Origin of the sequence: Nostoc sp., assembly GCF_036916655.1 — a bacterium.
GTDB lineage: Bacteria > Cyanobacteriota > Cyanobacteriia > Cyanobacteriales > Nostocaceae > Nostoc.
Window position 1 is genome coordinate 40,152 of the sequence record NZ_JBALFY010000081.1, and the last position, 15,767, is coordinate 55,918.

General features: G+C 43.2%; 11 protein-coding genes and 1 pseudogene. 7 read left to right on the plus strand and 5 right to left on the minus strand.

Annotation, left to right across the window (positions count from 1 at the left end; translation table 11 throughout):
* Positions 1 to 53 precede the first annotated feature (53 nt).
* Positions 54 to 455, minus strand: coding sequence for a hypothetical protein (locus tag V7L31_RS23165; RefSeq protein WP_334698434.1), 402 nt, complete (start codon positions 453 to 455; stop codon positions 54 to 56).
* A 370-nt stretch (positions 456 to 825) separates the two neighbouring features.
* On the opposite strand from V7L31_RS23165, the pseudogene V7L31_RS23170 reads away from it, so the two are divergent.
* Positions 826 to 1,606 (plus strand): annotated as a pseudogene (locus V7L31_RS23170) (Uma2 family endonuclease).
* A gap of 86 nt (positions 1,607 to 1,692) precedes the next feature.
* On the opposite strand, the gene V7L31_RS23175 reads toward V7L31_RS23170, so the two are convergent.
* Together V7L31_RS23175 and V7L31_RS23180 are read right to left on the minus strand one after the other, a co-directional pair.
* Positions 1,693 to 1,824 carry a hypothetical protein gene (locus tag V7L31_RS23175; RefSeq protein WP_334698435.1) on the minus strand — a complete coding sequence of 44 codons (132 nt, stop codon included), beginning with the start codon at positions 1,822 to 1,824 and terminating at the stop codon, positions 1,693 to 1,695.
* Positions 1,821 to 2,093, minus strand: coding sequence for a hypothetical protein (locus V7L31_RS23180; RefSeq protein ID WP_334698436.1), 273 nt, complete (start codon positions 2,091 to 2,093; stop codon positions 1,821 to 1,823). Before V7L31_RS23180 ends, V7L31_RS23175 begins: the two co-directional genes overlap by 4 nt.
* Before the next feature lie 608 nt (positions 2,094 to 2,701).
* Between V7L31_RS23180 and V7L31_RS23185 the strand changes: the two genes are divergently transcribed.
* Positions 2,702 to 3,805 carry a TIGR03032 family protein gene (locus tag V7L31_RS23185; RefSeq protein ID WP_334698437.1) on the plus strand — a complete coding sequence of 368 codons (1,104 nt, stop codon included), beginning with the start codon at positions 2,702 to 2,704 and terminating at the stop codon, positions 3,803 to 3,805.
* Between the two features lie 65 nt (positions 3,806 to 3,870).
* Entirely contained in the window at positions 3,871 to 8,598 is a 4,728-nt protein-coding gene (locus tag V7L31_RS23190; RefSeq protein WP_334698438.1) for a beta strand repeat-containing protein, read from the plus strand.
* Between the two features lie 192 nt (positions 8,599 to 8,790).
* Here V7L31_RS23190 and V7L31_RS23195 read toward each other — a convergent pair whose 3' ends face one another.
* Together V7L31_RS23195 and V7L31_RS23200 are read right to left on the minus strand one after the other, a co-directional pair.
* Complete coding sequence (locus V7L31_RS23195) at positions 8,791 to 9,225, minus strand: hypothetical protein (protein WP_334698439.1); 435 nt, start codon at positions 9,223 to 9,225, stop codon at positions 8,791 to 8,793.
* A 168-nt stretch (positions 9,226 to 9,393) separates the two neighbouring features.
* A complete protein-coding gene (locus V7L31_RS23200) occupies positions 9,394 to 12,378 on the minus strand; it encodes a valine--tRNA ligase (RefSeq protein ID WP_334698440.1) in 2,985 nt (994 codons plus the stop codon).
* 191 nt (positions 12,379 to 12,569) lie between these two features.
* Between V7L31_RS23200 and V7L31_RS23205 the strand changes: the two genes are divergently transcribed.
* The 4 genes from V7L31_RS23205 to V7L31_RS23220 form a co-directional block, all read left to right on the plus strand.
* Entirely contained in the window at positions 12,570 to 12,959 is a 390-nt protein-coding gene (locus tag V7L31_RS23205; RefSeq protein ID WP_334698441.1) for a hypothetical protein, read from the plus strand.
* A 7-nt stretch (positions 12,960 to 12,966) separates the two neighbouring features.
* Complete coding sequence (locus V7L31_RS23210) at positions 12,967 to 14,229, plus strand: glutathionylspermidine synthase family protein (protein WP_334698442.1); 1,263 nt, start codon at positions 12,967 to 12,969, stop codon at positions 14,227 to 14,229.
* Between the two features lie 30 nt (positions 14,230 to 14,259).
* Positions 14,260 to 15,507 (plus strand): MFS transporter, encoded by a 1,248-nt coding sequence (locus V7L31_RS23215; protein WP_334698443.1) that lies wholly within the window; start codon positions 14,260 to 14,262, stop codon positions 15,505 to 15,507.
* 38 nt (positions 15,508 to 15,545) lie between these two features.
* On the plus strand, positions 15,546 to 15,767 hold a 222-nt coding region (locus V7L31_RS23220), incomplete at its 3' end, for a BadF/BadG/BcrA/BcrD ATPase family protein (protein ID WP_334698444.1).

Genomic DNA, 15,767 nt, shown 5'->3' on the forward strand with positions numbered 1-15,767 from the left:
CTTCTCCCTGCTCCCTTATCCCCCTACTCCCCATTCCCTACTCCCTACTTAACCTACCAACCACGCGCACCAATCTTTTGACAAACAATTTGCATTCCTTTGCCTGGTGAAGAATCGGCTACAAAAGCTATTTCTCCTTTCTGCTGATCGTCTTGAAGTAGCTGTCCATCTGAGCTATAAATGGCAATACGATTCCGAAAAAGCCGCGATTCTTTGCACGAAGCATCAAACGTAGTTTCAAAGATGCCATCTCCATAGATTCCGTAAAGCTTATATGTAGTGCCCTGAATAGTTTTTGTGTCCAGAGCTACACTGTTTCCTAATTGATCGTGCCCTACAGTGATATATCTTTGTGCATCTTGGGCGATGGCTGCGCCAACACCTCCGGTGAACGCACTACCATTACTCAATAAAATAGCGATCGCTCCCACCATCCCGCCTATTTTAAAATACATACAGCTTCAAAATATAAGATTTCATATATTTCTATCCGCAATCAAAGGGGTTCTGGCAGGGTAAAAGCACTGAAATCAAGACAGAGCAAGGTGTTATACTGGTTAGTAACACCTTATGGGAAGCGTCAAGCACTAAATAAAACAGGAGTCAGAATACAGAATTCAGAATTCAGAATACTCTACTCATAAAGGGATAGAGTTTTCAGGTGAGAATATTTTAATTTTTTTCGCCCACCAGAGGCGAAAGCGCGTAGCGGGACGAAGTACGGTTTTAACCAATATTCATTACCCACTCGTACAGAATTCATACTGAATTCTGACTCCTGAGTTCTGAATTCTTCTTATAAATAGCTGCAATACTTTTCAAAGTATGAGTGAAACACTTGCCGATATTGGCATACCACCCCAGTTTCCCGATCACACTCAACTACCAGAGTCAGATGGTACGTTTGTGAAAAATTTTCAAGAGCATCCCGAAACCGTCATTTTGACAGACTCTAATTGCTCAAGTTTTGCAACGCTTACATCCAGATGGACAGTATTGCATTGGTCAAGATTGTGGTATTTATTGGCGAGAAACTGAACCACCAGAAAAAGGAGCAGCAGCACCAGATTGGTTTTATGTCCCTGGTGTACCACCAAGGCTAGATGGCAAAAACCGTCGCTCCTATGTTTTGTGGCGGGAATACATACCGCCATTGATTGCTATAGAACTAGCTAGCGGTAATGGCGATGAAGAACGAGATGTTACTCCTTTACCTCTAGCTGGTAGTCGAGAAGGCGCAAAACCGGGTAAATTTTGGGTATATGAGCGAATAATTAGAATTCCCTACTACGCGATTTATGAAATCAGTAATGACAAACTGGAAGTTTATCATCTGGTAGATTTTTCTTACCACAAAATGCAGCCTAATGATCGAGGCCATTACCCAATTCCTCCTTTAGGTGTAGAACTAGGGTTATGGCAGGGAAGCTACTTGAATAATCCTGAGCAATTTTGGTTGCGCTGGTGGGATTTAGAAGGGAATCTGTTACTGATTGGTCAAGAAGAAGCCCAGTTGCAAAGGCAAAAAGCCCAGCAAGCAGAACGAAGGGCTGCACAATTAGCAGAACGGCTCAGGGCAATGGGTATCGATCCAGACGTAGAGTAATTTTTAGCTATCGTAAGCCAAAAAACTTAGTAATCACGGGCAAAAGCTTACCACAGACTTCAACTAGCTTTTGAGTAGTAGGTAAATCAGCGATGTCTACGACGGGCTATGCCAACGCACCTTTCAATAACTTGAGGGTTGTTTTTGCTATCTTCTGCATTGTTCCATCTTTTGGGTTTGCCAGTGGTGCGATCGCAAAGTACAGTCTTGTGTATCACTGTGCCGTCCTGAGCAATGTACCACCAACTGCATAAACGGCATCAAAACCAATTCTTTCTCCCCAAAGTGATGCGTCAGTTTGCTTGGATTGTAATCGAAGACTCGTTTCGACTAAATCATCACCGATTTCGTAATCTCCTATTTCAACATTAATCGAGATAATTTTGCCAATGTTCTCTTGTGTCTCAACTTTGGTACGGATACTTTTTTGATAGAGATCCTTTCCACATCGGGCGACTTCTTGGCTACTGAGCGTAGGGCGGGACATAAATAAATCCCCTGTTTAAGCTGCTAAATTCTTCACTTCATTGTAGAGCAGAAGCTACATAGGTTAGAGAGCAATGCTTGGTTTTGTAAGAGGTAGGAGAGCGATCGCCTCAAAGCAGCAGAAGAAAAAAATGCTTTGAAAAACTCTAAAGTACTTTCTTAAAACTAACGACAAAATTCGCTTCTATACAAAGAAAATCTACTGATCCAGCTTGCAAATTATTAAAGTTTTAAGCAAACTATATATTCAGTATATATACAGATTTTATTTAAATAAATAGTCTCTAATATAACAATAGTTTACAAAATAAGATTTAGGGCTAGGAAATTATAAAAACTAAATTCAAAATGTCTGCAAAGTTAGATACAGTGCAGCTTTATCGTGATATGACCTGCTATCTAGGAACGATCTCTTTTGGGTTCTGTCTCTGGTGCAGGTTTGTTTATTGACAATGATGGCACGCCTAGTCGTCTTTGTCCTTAATTCCGAAAGATTCGTAGCGAGCGATTTATCGTTCAATTTCAACAAAGCTAAAGCCACTGACTATTTTTGTATTCAACTAAGTCCAAATTTCCCCAACAAAATTTGAAATTTAATTCAACTTATTTATGTTAGCCACCTCTACCACTACTGCCCCAGAAGAGAATAACTTAATTCAGTGTGATGCCGATCAGGAATTTATCTCCTGGCTGAGTCAAGCCGGAGGCTCAGTTGCCATCACCACTTACCAAGCTGGAAAACTGGCAGTTGCAGGCTGGAATGGTCAACAGATAACCATGCTGTTACGCCAATTTTCTAAACCAATGGGGTTAGCAGTTCATGGTTCACGTTTAGCACTGGCTAGCCAGCATGAAGTCTGTTTACTAGCCAATGCTCCCGCATTAGCTTATGAGTTTTTAGAAGACCAGCCCAGACGCTATGATGCCCTTTATCTGCCACGGATGACATATTTTACAGGCGACCTGAACATTCACGACCTGGAATTTGGCAGAGAAGGTCTGTGGATTGTCAACACCCGCTTTTCGTGTCTTTCCACCTTGAGTCCAGATTTTAGCTTTGTACCGCGCTGGCATCCCAAATTTATTTCCCAAGTAGTGCCAGAAGACCGCTGCCATCTAAATGGGTTAGCGATGGTGGATGGCAACCCCAAGTATGTGACTGCCCTCGGTGCGACAGATAGCGTCGGCGGGTGGCGACCAGGTAAAGCCAACGGTGGGGTCGTGGTGGAAGTGGAGAGTAATGAAATTATTGTAGATGGATTATCAATGCCCCATTCCCCCATCTGGCACGACGGATTTTTATGGCTACTCAACTCTGGTGCTGGAGAAATATGGCGCATTCACCCAGAATCAGGGGACAAACAGGTAGTTTGTGTGCTACCTGGATTTCTGCGTGGTTTATGCTGCGTGGGCTATTACGCCCTAGTGGGACTATGCCAAATTCGGGAACGGCATATTTTTGGGGGGTTGCCTATTACCCAACGGTTTGAGCGGTTGCTCTGTGGTGTGGTAGTCGTGGATTTGCGAAATGGGCAGCAAGTGGGGATGCTGAAGTTCACTACTGGTTGTCAAGAACTTTATGATGTGCAGTTTCTTGCTGGTGTACAGCGTCCGATGGTTTTGAATCAGGAACGAAAAGAAATCCGCCAAGCATTTACAGCACCAGAGTTGAACTACTGGCTGCGACCAAGTGCGGTGATTCCTAATGACTAAGGAATCTGTTTAATCAGTGCGTAATTGTTGAAATCAAATTTTTAGTTTTTAAGAGAGGTTTTTTCATGACTGAATTTCAAGTTAATAATTACATCAGCAATAGTCAATCTAATTCCACAGTAGCGATAGATCCAAATGGGAATTTTGTTATTTCTTGGCAAAGCTTTGGCCAGGATACGGATAATAACGGGATATATGCCCAACGCTACAACAGCGCTGGGGTAGCTCAAGGGAGCGAATTCAGAGTCAATAGCACCACTAGCGGCGATCAAAATAGCCCCACAATAGCCATAGATGCAGATGGGGATTTTGTCATCTCCTGGACTGGTCAAGATGCTTCTGGTAAGGGGATATATGCCCAACGCTACAACAGCGCTGGAGTAGCTCAAGGGAGCGAATTCAGAGTCAATAGCACCACCAGCGGCGATCAAAATAACTCCACCATAGCCATAGATACAGTTGGGGATTTTGTCATCTCCTGGACTGGTCAAGATGCTTCTGGTAGGGGGATATATGCCCAACGCTACAACAGTGCTGGGGTAGCTCAAGGGAGTGAATTCAGAGTCAATAGCACCACTAGCGGCGATCAAAATAGCTCCACAGTAGCGATAGATGCAGATGGGGACTTTGTTATTTCCTGGACTAGCTATGGTCAGAATGGGCAGGAGTACTATGGGATATATGCTCAACGCTACAACAGTGCTGGGGTGGCTCAAGGGAGCGAATTTCAAGTCAATACCACCACCACCACCAGCCCCTATCAACTTACTCCTACAATAGCGATGGATGCAGGTGGGGACTTTGTCATCTCCTGGACTGGTAAGGATGGGTTTGGTTATGGAATATATGCCCAACGCTACAACAGTTCTGGGGTGGCTCAAGGGAGCGAATTCCAAGTCAATAACACCACCATAGCCGATCAAAAGAACCCGACAGTAGCGATGGATGCAAATGGGGATTTTGTTATTTCATGGCAAAGCTATGGTCAGGACGGGGATAACAATGGGATATATGCCCGACGCTACAACAGTTCTGGGGTGGCTCAAGGGAGCGAATTCCAAGTCAATAACACCACCACCGATAATCAAAGTAACCCATCAGTAGCGATCGCTGCTGATGGGAACTTTGTCATTTCTTGGCAAAGCTTTGGGCAAGACACGTCTAGTGATGGAATATATGCCCAACTATACAGGAACAATGGGGCTCCCCCGATAGTCACCTCTGGTTCTGCCTCTGCTCTAGCGTACATTGAAAATGCCACTACAGCCATCGATTCAGGCATCACCGTCAGTGATGCAGACTCCGCTAACCTAGCTAGTGCTACTGTCAGCATTAGCAGTGGCTTTATTTCTGCTCAAGACACCCTCGCTTTCACCAGTCAAAATGGGATTACGGGCAGCTACAACAGCAGCACAGGTGTTTTAACCTTAACTGGCAGTTCCAGCGTTGCGAATTATCAAACCGCACTGCGTTCCATTACTTATACCAACAGTAGCGACAATCCCAGTACTACACCTCGTAGTATCAGCTTTATAGTTAATGATGGGAGTACTAATAGTACTACCGTTACCCGCAATATTAATATTACGGCGGTGAATGATGCGCCTATTGCTACTGCCACCAACTCTGCTCTGGCATACACCGAGAATGCTACTACAATCATCGACTCAGGTATAACAGTCAGCGATGTAGACTCTGCTAACCTTTCCAGTGCTACTGTCAGCATTACCAGTGGTTTCGCCTCTACTCAAGACATCCTCGCTTTCACCGGCCAGAATGGGATTACGGGCAACTACAACAGCAGCACAGGTGTTTTAACCTTAACTGGTAGTTCCAGCGTTGCGAATTATCAAGCCGCACTGCGTTCCATTACTTATACCAACAGCAGCGACAACCCCACTACTACACCTCGCACCATCAGCTTTGTAGTCAATGATGGGACTGATAATAGTACTACCGTTACCCGCAATATTAATATTACGGCGGTGAATAATGCGCCCAGTGCTACTGCCACCAACTCTGCTCTGGCATACACCGAGAACGCTACTATAGCCATTGATTCAGGTATAACAGTCAACGATGTAGACTCTGCGAACCTAGCTAGTGCCACCGTCAGAATTAGCAGTGGTTTTATTTCTGCTCAAGACACCCTCGCCTTCACCAGTCAAAATGGGATTACGGGCAGCTACAACAGCAGCACAGGTGTTTTAACCTTAACTGGCAGTTCCAGCGTTGCGAATTATCAAACCGCACTGCGTTCCATTACTTATACCAACAGTAGCGACAACCCCACTACTACACCTCGTACCGTCAGCTTTGTAGTTAATGATGGGAGTACTAATAGTACTACCGTTACCCGCAATATTAATATTACGGCGGTGAATGATGCGCCTATTGCTGTTAACGATAGCATCACCACAAACAAAAACACACCTATTATCATTAGCGCTACTACTCTGTTGAGTAATGATACAGATGCGGAAAATGACGTACTGAACATTACTGGGTTCACTCAACCTAGTCAAGGAAGCGTAATTGACAACAGCAATGGTACTTACACTTATACCCCTTCCCAAAACTATTATGGCTCCGATGGCTTCACTTACACTATAAGTGATGGACATGGAGGCACTAGCACTGCCACTGTCAACTTGACCATTAATCAAATCACCCCTCCGATTAATGGCACCTCCGGTGCAGATAACCTGACTGGTACGGTGAATATGGATATCATCTCAGGATTGCAGGGCAATGACACCCTCCAAGGACTAGGTGATAACGACACCCTTAATGGCGGTGATGGAAATGATTTATTGGATGGTGGTACAGGAGATGATAGTCTTATCGGTGGCAAAGGCAATGACACTTATGTTGTGGACAGCCTTGGTGACACTATTGTTGAATCCGCCAATGCAGGCACAGATTTAGTCAAGTCTTCAGTGAGTTGGGTGTTGGGAAATAATCTGGAGAACTTGACCCTGACTGGAAGTGGGGCAATCAATGGTACTGGTAACAGCCTGAATAATATCCTGATTGGAAATACTGGCGCTAACAGCTTAAGCGGAGAAGCTGGCAACGATAACCTCTTTGGTGATTCCGGCAATGACACATTGTTGGGTGGTGCAGGCAATGATACCTTAGATGGAGGGTTGGGAGCTGATAGTCTTGTTGGTGGACTTGGTAATGATACTTACATCGTAGACAACTTAAACGATACTATTATCGAAGCCTTAAATGCAGGCAAAGATTTAGTTAAGTCTTCAGTGACTTTCGTCTTGGCGGATAACGTGGAGAATTTGACCCTGACTGGAACCGCCGCAATCAATGGTACTGGTAACAACCTTGATAACATCCTGATTGGAAATACTGGCGCTAACTTTTTGAGCGGAGGAGATGGGAATGATAGCCTCATTGGTGGTGCAGGTAATGATACCTTGTTGGGGGGTTCCGGCAATGACACCTTGGATGGAGGTTTAGGATCTGATAGTTTCAATGGTGGAGATGGCAATGACACTTACATCGTAGACAACGCAAACGATGTTATTACTGAATCTCCTAATGCAGGCACAGATTTAGTTAAGTCTTCAGTGACTTTTGTGTTGGCAGATAACTTGGAGAATTTGACTCTGACTGGAACTGCCGCAATCAATGGTACTGGTAACAGCCTTGATAACATCCTGATAGGAAATACTGGCGCTAATTTTTTGAGCGGAGGAGATGGCAAAGACAGCCTAATTGGTGGTACAGGCAATGATACCTTGTTAGGCGGTGCAGGCGATGACACCTTGGATGGAGGTGCAGGGATTGATAGTCTCATTGGCGGAGATGGCAATGACATCTACACCGTAGACAGCCTGAACGATACTATTACTGAAGGCTTAAATGCAGGCATAGATTTAGTGAAGTCTTCGGTGACTTGGACGTTGGGAGATAACCTGGAGAATTTGACCCTGACTGGAACCGCCGCAATCAATGGTACTGGCAATAGCCTTGATAACATCCTGATAGGAAATGCTGGTGCTAACACCTTGAGCGGAGGAGATGGCAAAGACAGTCTCTTTGGTAGCTCAGGTAATGACACATTGTTGGGTGGTGCAGGCGATGACACCTTAGATGGAGGTGCAGGGATTGATAGTCTCATTGGTGGAGATGGCAATGATATCTACACCGTAGACAACGTTAGCGATATTATCACTGAAGGCTTAAATGCAGGCATAGATTCAGTTAACTCTTCGGTGACTTTTGTGTTGGCAGATAACTTGGAGAATTTGACCCTGACTGGAACTGGGGCAATCAATGGTACTGGTAATAGCCTTAATAACACCCTGATAGGAAATGCTGGTGCTAACACCTTGAGCGGAGGAGATGGTAATGATACCGTCTATGGCAACTCAGGCAATGATACCTTGTTAGGTGGTGCAGGTAACGATGTACTGATTGGTGGAATTGGTCGAGATGTGCTGACTGGTGGAACTGGGCAAGATAGCTTATATCTGACCGATACCCGCACTGGAGGCTATGATATCATCACTGATTTTACTGTTGGAGATGATACTATCTTCATTTCTAAGGCAGAATTCGGACTCAGCCAATCTCAGAATACTGTACTTGATTCCAGCTTGTTCCGACTTGGGACTATTGCGACAACCGCAAGCGATCGCTTCATCTACAATCAAACTACGGGTAACTTATTCTTTGATAAAGATGGAGTTGGTGGTACAGCCCAAGTTCAAATAGCCCAGTTCTCGAATAATGCTCTGCTTAGTAGTGCAAATATTACTGTGATTGCCTAACTTTGCTCAGACAATTAACCTAGAATCAACCTAATGTAGAGACGCGAAATTTCGCGTCTCTACACGCTTGTGGATACTGTAGCATAGGCTAATACGCTTAGGTTAAAGGCTACTGGCAACAATTTTGGGTTTTCGAGATGCGATAAATCGCCGTCTCTACAAGTGTTTTAGAGGTAACACAACTGCAAACTTTTAACTTTCCTCTTGGGTATAACCATTTTTGTCGCGTTTGAGGCTTTCTTCTAAGGCTTGAATTTGTTCGCGACGAGCTTCTAATTCCAAAGAACGCCGCGCTAAGTCTTGATTTTGCAACGTCAGGGATTGTCGCCAATGTTCTGCTCGCTCGGCCTCGTGCTGCAAAAATTCTGGGGTAATGCCGATGGTGAGGTAGCTTTGTACCAGATGAAGTATCCAGTTAGTGGCATCTTCTATTTTTTCAATATCGCCTGTAGGGGAAAGTTCCACTAAGACAAGCAAGTTTTCACTCATGATTTTTCCCTTTCCCAGAAGAATGAAAGCCTCTTCAGGAATTATCGCCCACAAGTTATCAGCTTCTTGACGCGCCAACAAGCGTAACTGGTGCTGGTCTAAAAAATCGTTTTTACGCACCTGGGCTAGATACAGCATGAGGGTCGCTTCGCTCCAATTAAAAATTAAAAATTAAAAATTAAAAAATTTAATAAAATAATAAATCCCAGAATTGATATTTGGATCTTGTTAATTGGTAATGGGTAATTGGGAATTATTGACACTCCCATTACCCATTACAGCTATCCTAAGCCACGCAGGCAATGCCTACGGCAACGCCTTAAGGCGATCGCGCAAAATTTCAGCTTGTTTCTCTGCTTCTGCTAAAGCTTCCCGCGCTCCCTGCACCACGTCGGCTCTAGCTCTATCTACAAAACTAGGATTATTTAATCTGGTACTCAGGGATTGGACTTCCGCTTCAGCTTTGCTCAAGCTTTTCTCTAGTTTGGCACGCACAGCTTCAATATCTACTACGCCGCTCAGAGGAATTAGCACTTGTATTGTACCAATTACACCTGCGATCGCATTTTCTGGTTTTTGTGGTTGTTCTAGTTCTCTCTGCGGAAAAAATCGGCTCCATAACTTAAGTCTCGCTTGAGCAGTTAGGAAATTTTGGCTAACAAACCAAGCTGTGTAACCAAAACCAACTAGTTCAAAGAAAGTTCCGATGATGGGAATTTCATCAATGGCATACCCCGCAGCTAAACCCAATCTACCAAAGATAATGGCCACAATAATTAAGCCAATTGTCTTCAAACCCCTTTGAGGTTTTTTAGCAGCAACAGTTTGGTTTTCTTGTTTGTCAGTAATGGTTAAAGTCTCAACCTTCGCCAAATCTTTAATATAATCTTGTCCAGAAGTGAGGATTTCCCGCTCTTTCTGGCTTTGGGTTTGCAAATTCGCTGTTACTTTTACCCCTGGCTTAATATCCGCCTCAGCCCGCAAATTCCGAATTGTGCGGATAGTATCAATCAGTAATTCAAACTGTTCTTCTAAAGCTTGATCGATTAAGTTTGCATCTACCTGGGGATAGAGTTGTAATGGTAAAGTTTGAGGTGAATCTGCTGATTGTTGCGTAAGAGTCTGCCAAATTTCTTCGGTAATATGAGGCATGAAGGGATGAAGCAGTTTCAAAATCCCCTCCAGAACGTAGCCGAGTGTTTGCTGTGCTACCCTACGTGATTCTGGATCTGCACCTGTTTGCAGCCTAGATTTAACCAGTTCAATATATTGATCGCAGAAATCACCCCAGATGAATTCGTAGAGTCCTTTTGCTGCTTCCCCTAAACCGTAATTATCGATGTAATTGGTGGTTTGTTTGATAACTTGATGATACCGCGAGATAATCCAGCGATCGCTCAATTCTGTGGCTACTGGATTCCCCAATTGTTGGGGTGTTTGTCCATCCAGATTCATCATCACAAACCGGGCAGCATTCCACAACTTGTTGGCAAAGTTGCGGGATGCCTCCACCGATGCTGATTCATCCTTTTTGCGATCGTATTCTAAGCGGATATCTTGGCCAGCGCCAGCCACTTCCCTAATTAGGGTATACCGCAGGGCATCAGTACCATATTTGTCAATTAATAACAACGGGTCAATCCCATTACCTTTGGTCTTAGACATCTTCTGACCTTTTTCATCCAGCACCAAGCCGTGGATGTAAACTGTTTGGAAAGGTATTTGCCCCGTAAAATGCCCAGCCATCATCGTCATTCTGGCTACCCAGAAAAAGATGATGTCAAAGCCTGTCACCAAAGTAGTAGTCGGGTAGTAAGTTGCTAAATCCTGAGTTTGTTCCGGCCAGCCCAAAGTTGAAAACGGCCAGAGTCCAGAAGAAAACCAAGTATCTAGCACATCTGGGTCTTGTTCAAGCTTGACATTTTCACCAAATTGTGATTTTGCTTTTTCCCAAGCTTCAGTTTCCGATTTTGCTACTACAAAGGGCGTGTTATCGGTAATTTGCCCACCCGTTTCACTGACAGCGTACCAAGCTGGAATTTGGTGTCCCCACCATAATTGGCGAGATATACACCAATCAGTGAGTTTTACTAGCCAATCACGATAGACTTTTGTCCAGCGTTGGGGGACAAATTCTGGAGAAGTTTGCTGGTCGAGGAATTCGAGAGTATTGTCAGCTAGGGGGCGAATTTTGACGAACCATTGAGTTGAGAGGAGAGGTTCAATAGGTACTTTACCGCGATCGCTGTAGGGAACGGTATGCTTATAATCTTCTATCTTCACCAAAAAGCCATCTGCTTCTAGGCGAGAAACCACATTTTTTCTAGCAACAAAGCGGTCTTGTCCTTGAAACTCCCCAGCATTGGCATTGAGAGTGCCGTCTTTATTCATAATGTTGATTAACGGCAGATTGTGACGCTTACCCATGTCAAAATCGTTCGGGTCATGGGCGGGAGTCACCTTTACGCAACCTGTGCCGAAAGTCGGGTCAACAAATTCATCGCCAATAATGGGAATTTCTCGTTGTAGAATGGGCAGAGTTAAAGTTTTGCCAATGAGATGTTTGTAGCGATCGTCATTGGGATTAACAGCTACAGCCGTATCGCCCAGCATTGTTTCTGGTCGAGTTGTCGCCACCTCTACAAAACCGGAACCATCGGTAAGTGGATAGCGGAAATGCCAGAGATTTCCATTCACCTCTTGGTTTTCTACTTCCACATCAGACACAGCCGACTGAGAAGCGGGACACCAGTTAACTAAATATTCACCACGATAAATTAAGCCTTCCTCGTAGAGACGAGTAAACGCCTCGACAACTGCTTTAGATAAACCCTCATCCAGGGTAAACCTTTCCCGCGACCAGTCCACCGAGACACCCAAGCGTCGTAGCTGATTCAGAATTGTTCCTTCAGACTCGGCCTTCCATTGCCAAGCGCGTTCTAGGAATTTCTCGCGCCCCAACTCGTAGCGAGTCTTACCCTCTTTTTTGAGTTGATTTTCCAGCATAGTATGCACAGCAATGCTGGCGTGGTCAGTTCCGGGTAGCCATAGGGTATTGCGCCCCTGCATCCGGTGGTAGCGCACGAGGGTATCAATCAACGCACTTTCAAAAGCGTGACCTATATGTAAGTTACCGGTGACATTCGGCGGTGGAATGACGATGCAGTAGGGTTCGCCGCCTTTGTTGGGGTCAGCTTTGTAAACTTGGTTGTCTTCCCAGAATTTTTGCCACTTGGCTTCAGTGGAAAAAGGGTCGTAAAGACTGGGGAGATTGGGAATAATTGCGGTCATGCTGGGAAAACTAACTATGGAAGGACTCTAATAAATTTTGCCACAGGGTTGGAGGCTGGTTTGTTTAGCAATTCTCGAAATCGTGGGTGTACCCCTTAAAAAATCTGGAAATGCGAAATCTATTCTTGACCCTTGTAGCTATCTTGGTAAATTCCGTAGCTGACATCTGTAATATTCGCTCAGAAAGACTCATGAAATTGAAACCAGGTTTATTTCAACTCATCGTGTTCGTTATGACTGTATCGTTACTTGCTTCTTGTGCGACAACCCCAGAAGCAAAACAGTCAGATTGCATCTCCAAAACGTCGCCGAACCCTAAACAACAACCTAATAACTGTCCACCCTCATCTACTAATAGTAGCGGCACAAGCGGTTACTCTGGTGGCAGTAGCAATAGTAGCGGCACAAGCGGTTACTCTGGTGGCAATAGCATTAGAAGCGGCACAAGTGGTTACTCTGGGGGCAATAGCATTAGAAAAACCAGTTTTGGTGATTCATCAGAGGTCGGTACTTCCAGCAGTTCTTCCAAGGGTCGTAGTGGTTTTGGTAGTTTTGGTCGCGGTGGTCATGCGGGTGGATAAAAGAGTTATGAATATTTTCAACAGTCCTCAACGAAAGCGTCTATTTCAGTCCATGAAAATGGGTTGGTACAACTTTGCTCCTATTGAAGAAGGAACAGGTATACCTCTAACTGACCAAGAAACACCTTACGCTCTTTATTATTGCCATCAAGTTTTACCACAGACGATACAAGAAATCCGGCAAGCATCGGAATTAGTCGGTAGTGTTTTAACCCAAGCGTGGGGAATTATCCGCACTCTTGATGAGGATACACTACTTTACTATGGATTTCCTGAAGATACCATCAAGTTAGTTAAATATGACTTCCTCGCACCATTTTGTATGCGTCTTGACTGGTGCTGGAATCCAGAAACAGGGATAAAAAAAGTAGTAGAAACTAATCCCCAAACTCCTAGCTTTTGGTTTGAGTGTACGGACGGAAATAACAAAGTTGCCCGACATTTTGGATTGCAACAACCAGATTTATATGCTCAAAAAATCTTAAAAAGAACACTCAATCAGCATATAAATAGAGCCGCATTAAATTTGGGTAAACCAATTACAGACTGTCGTGTGGCATTTACAGCTTTGAATAATGCCGAAGATTTAGGGACTATGCGATGGTTGAGTAAGAATTTGGAGTCCAAAAGTGCCATTTTACCCTTAGAATATCTTGGCATTAAAGATGGTGAATATCTATTTGACCAGAGAACAAAAAAACCAATAGATATCCTCTTTCTGTGGTATCCAGTGGAATGGTTAATCCATGATACTGATGAAAAAGGTGAAAGATTATGGCCGGCTCTAGAACAACTAATTTTTGAGAATAAAATTGTGATTGTGAACTTTGGTTCTGCCTTTGCACTGCAACCAAAGAGTGTATTTGCCCTAATTACAGATTTGGGATATGACTTTTTTGCTGAGAAAGATGCAGGGACAGTCTGGGAATATTTTCCTAAAACATCATTGAGTGCAACAGGAATAGGTAATTCATACTTTGCTAAACCTATTTTAGGAAGAGAAGGTGAAGGAGGATTTGCAGTTAATTCAGGAAATATCTCTGCGCGTAGTAATAATAATGACCCTTGGTATACACAACAAAATTATGTGTATCAAGAGTTATTAGAGTTTCCTAAACTAGAAATTGATGGTAAGTCAATGACTCAGGTTTGGGGAGCATGGCTATATAACAATGGTAATGACAAGTTTATATCTGGAGGTGTAGGAATGCGTCTTTCGGAAGGGGAAATTACAGATAATTTATCCTATTGGTGTCCGATTGGATGCTAATTTTAATAGCATCGATAATTAGAGGCAAACATGAAACCTCAAACCACCACCCCTTCGCCCTGGACATACATACCCACCCTATATTTCACCTCCGGCATACCTTACGTCATCATCAACACAGTTTCCGTAATCTTTTACAAAAAACTCGGAATCGATAACGCCCAAATTGCCCTTTGGACAAGTTTTCTCTATCTACCTTGGGTCATCAAAATGTTTTGGGGCCCAATTGTCGATATTTACTCTAGCAAACGCAAATGGATACTTTATACCCAATTTGCCATGTTTGGTTGTTTGGGTTTGATAGCCTTCTCCTTACAACTGCCAAATTTCTTTTTCATCTCCCTCACAGCATTAACAATGGGAGCATTTATTTCTGCGACTTATGACATTGCTACAGATGGCTTCTATCTGCTGGCTTTATCTCCAGAACAACAAGCCTTTTTTGTGGGCATTCGCTCACTATTTTATCGAATGGCTGTCATTTTTGGTTCTGGAATACTAGTAGTCTTAGCAGGTCAGCTTGAAGTATATCTCAATAATATTCCTTTAAGCTGGACTATAGCTATTGGCTTCTCAGCTTTAATTTTAGCAATTTTGTTTATTTACCATCGCCTAATTTTACCCTTACCCGAATCAGACAACCAACGACAAATACAAGCTAGGGAAAATATACCTTTTTGGGCAATCATTAGCTCATATTTTGCTCAGGATAAAATTATCAATATTTTGGCATTTATCTTACTCTACAGATTTGGCGAAGCAATGCTTGTGAAAATAGCCTCTTTATTTTTATTGGATAAACCAGAAGTAGGTGGTTTAGGGCTATCAACGTCAGATGTCGGATTAGTCTACGGAACATTTGGGGTAATCTCCCTAATCTGTGGAGGAATTTTAGGAGGTTTGTTAATTTCAAAATATGGATTAAAAAAGTGCTTATTTCCTATGGCTTTAGCTTTGAATTTACCTGATATATTTTACGTATATATGGCTTACACCAAGCCTTCACTAACATTAGTGTATCCGTTGGTTTCTTTGGAGCAATTTGGTTATGGTTTTGGATTTACAGCTTTTAGTGTTTATTTAATGTATATCTGCCAAGGCGAATATAAAACTTCTCATTTTGCTATCTCCACTGGCTTTATGGCTTTAGGCATGATGCTACCAGGTTTAATTAGCGGTTATCTGCAAAAAACTTTTGGCTATCCATTATTTTTTATCTTGGTTTGTTTATTAACTATTCCTGGGATGATTGCTCTGTTTTTTATACCTTTAAAATAAGAAGCGAAACGTCAAAATAATTAACATTATTACAGTTCATGAGTTATGTTTTGGGAATAGATGGTGGTGGTAGCAAAACTGTTTGTGTTTTGATGGATAATTCGCGTCAATTGCTAGGTCGTGGTGAAGCAGGGCCATCTAATTATCAAAGTATAGGTATCGAAGCAGAAATGTTGAATCCTAATACAAAACTTTACATATTTAGTTACACTAACTCTAAAAAGCCTAAAATAGTCAACATGACATCATCTCCTCAAACC

Bases quoted from the DNA above. Each gene is read 5' to 3' on its own strand.
- V7L31_RS23210 (WP_334698442.1), top strand. From the start codon at position 12,967: ATGAATATTTTCAACAGTCCTCAACGAAAGCGTCTATTTCAGTCCATG.
- V7L31_RS23195 (WP_334698439.1), bottom strand. From the start codon at position 9,225: ATGCTGTATCTAGCCCAGGTGCGTAAAAACGATTTTTTAGACCAGCAC.
- V7L31_RS23200 (WP_334698440.1), bottom strand. From the start codon at position 12,378: ATGACCGCAATTATTCCCAATCTCCCCAGTCTTTACGACCCTTTTTCC.
- V7L31_RS23205 (WP_334698441.1), top strand. From the start codon at position 12,570: ATGAAATTGAAACCAGGTTTATTTCAACTCATCGTGTTCGTTATGACT.
- V7L31_RS23165 (WP_334698434.1), bottom strand. From the start codon at position 455: ATGTATTTTAAAATAGGCGGGATGGTGGGAGCGATCGCTATTTTATTG.
- V7L31_RS23190 (WP_334698438.1), top strand. From the start codon at position 3,871: ATGACTGAATTTCAAGTTAATAATTACATCAGCAATAGTCAATCTAAT.
- V7L31_RS23215 (WP_334698443.1), top strand. From the start codon at position 14,260: ATGAAACCTCAAACCACCACCCCTTCGCCCTGGACATACATACCCACC.
- V7L31_RS23180 (WP_334698436.1), bottom strand. From the start codon at position 2,093: ATGTCCCGCCCTACGCTCAGTAGCCAAGAAGTCGCCCGATGTGGAAAG.
- V7L31_RS23185 (WP_334698437.1), top strand. From the start codon at position 2,702: ATGTTAGCCACCTCTACCACTACTGCCCCAGAAGAGAATAACTTAATT.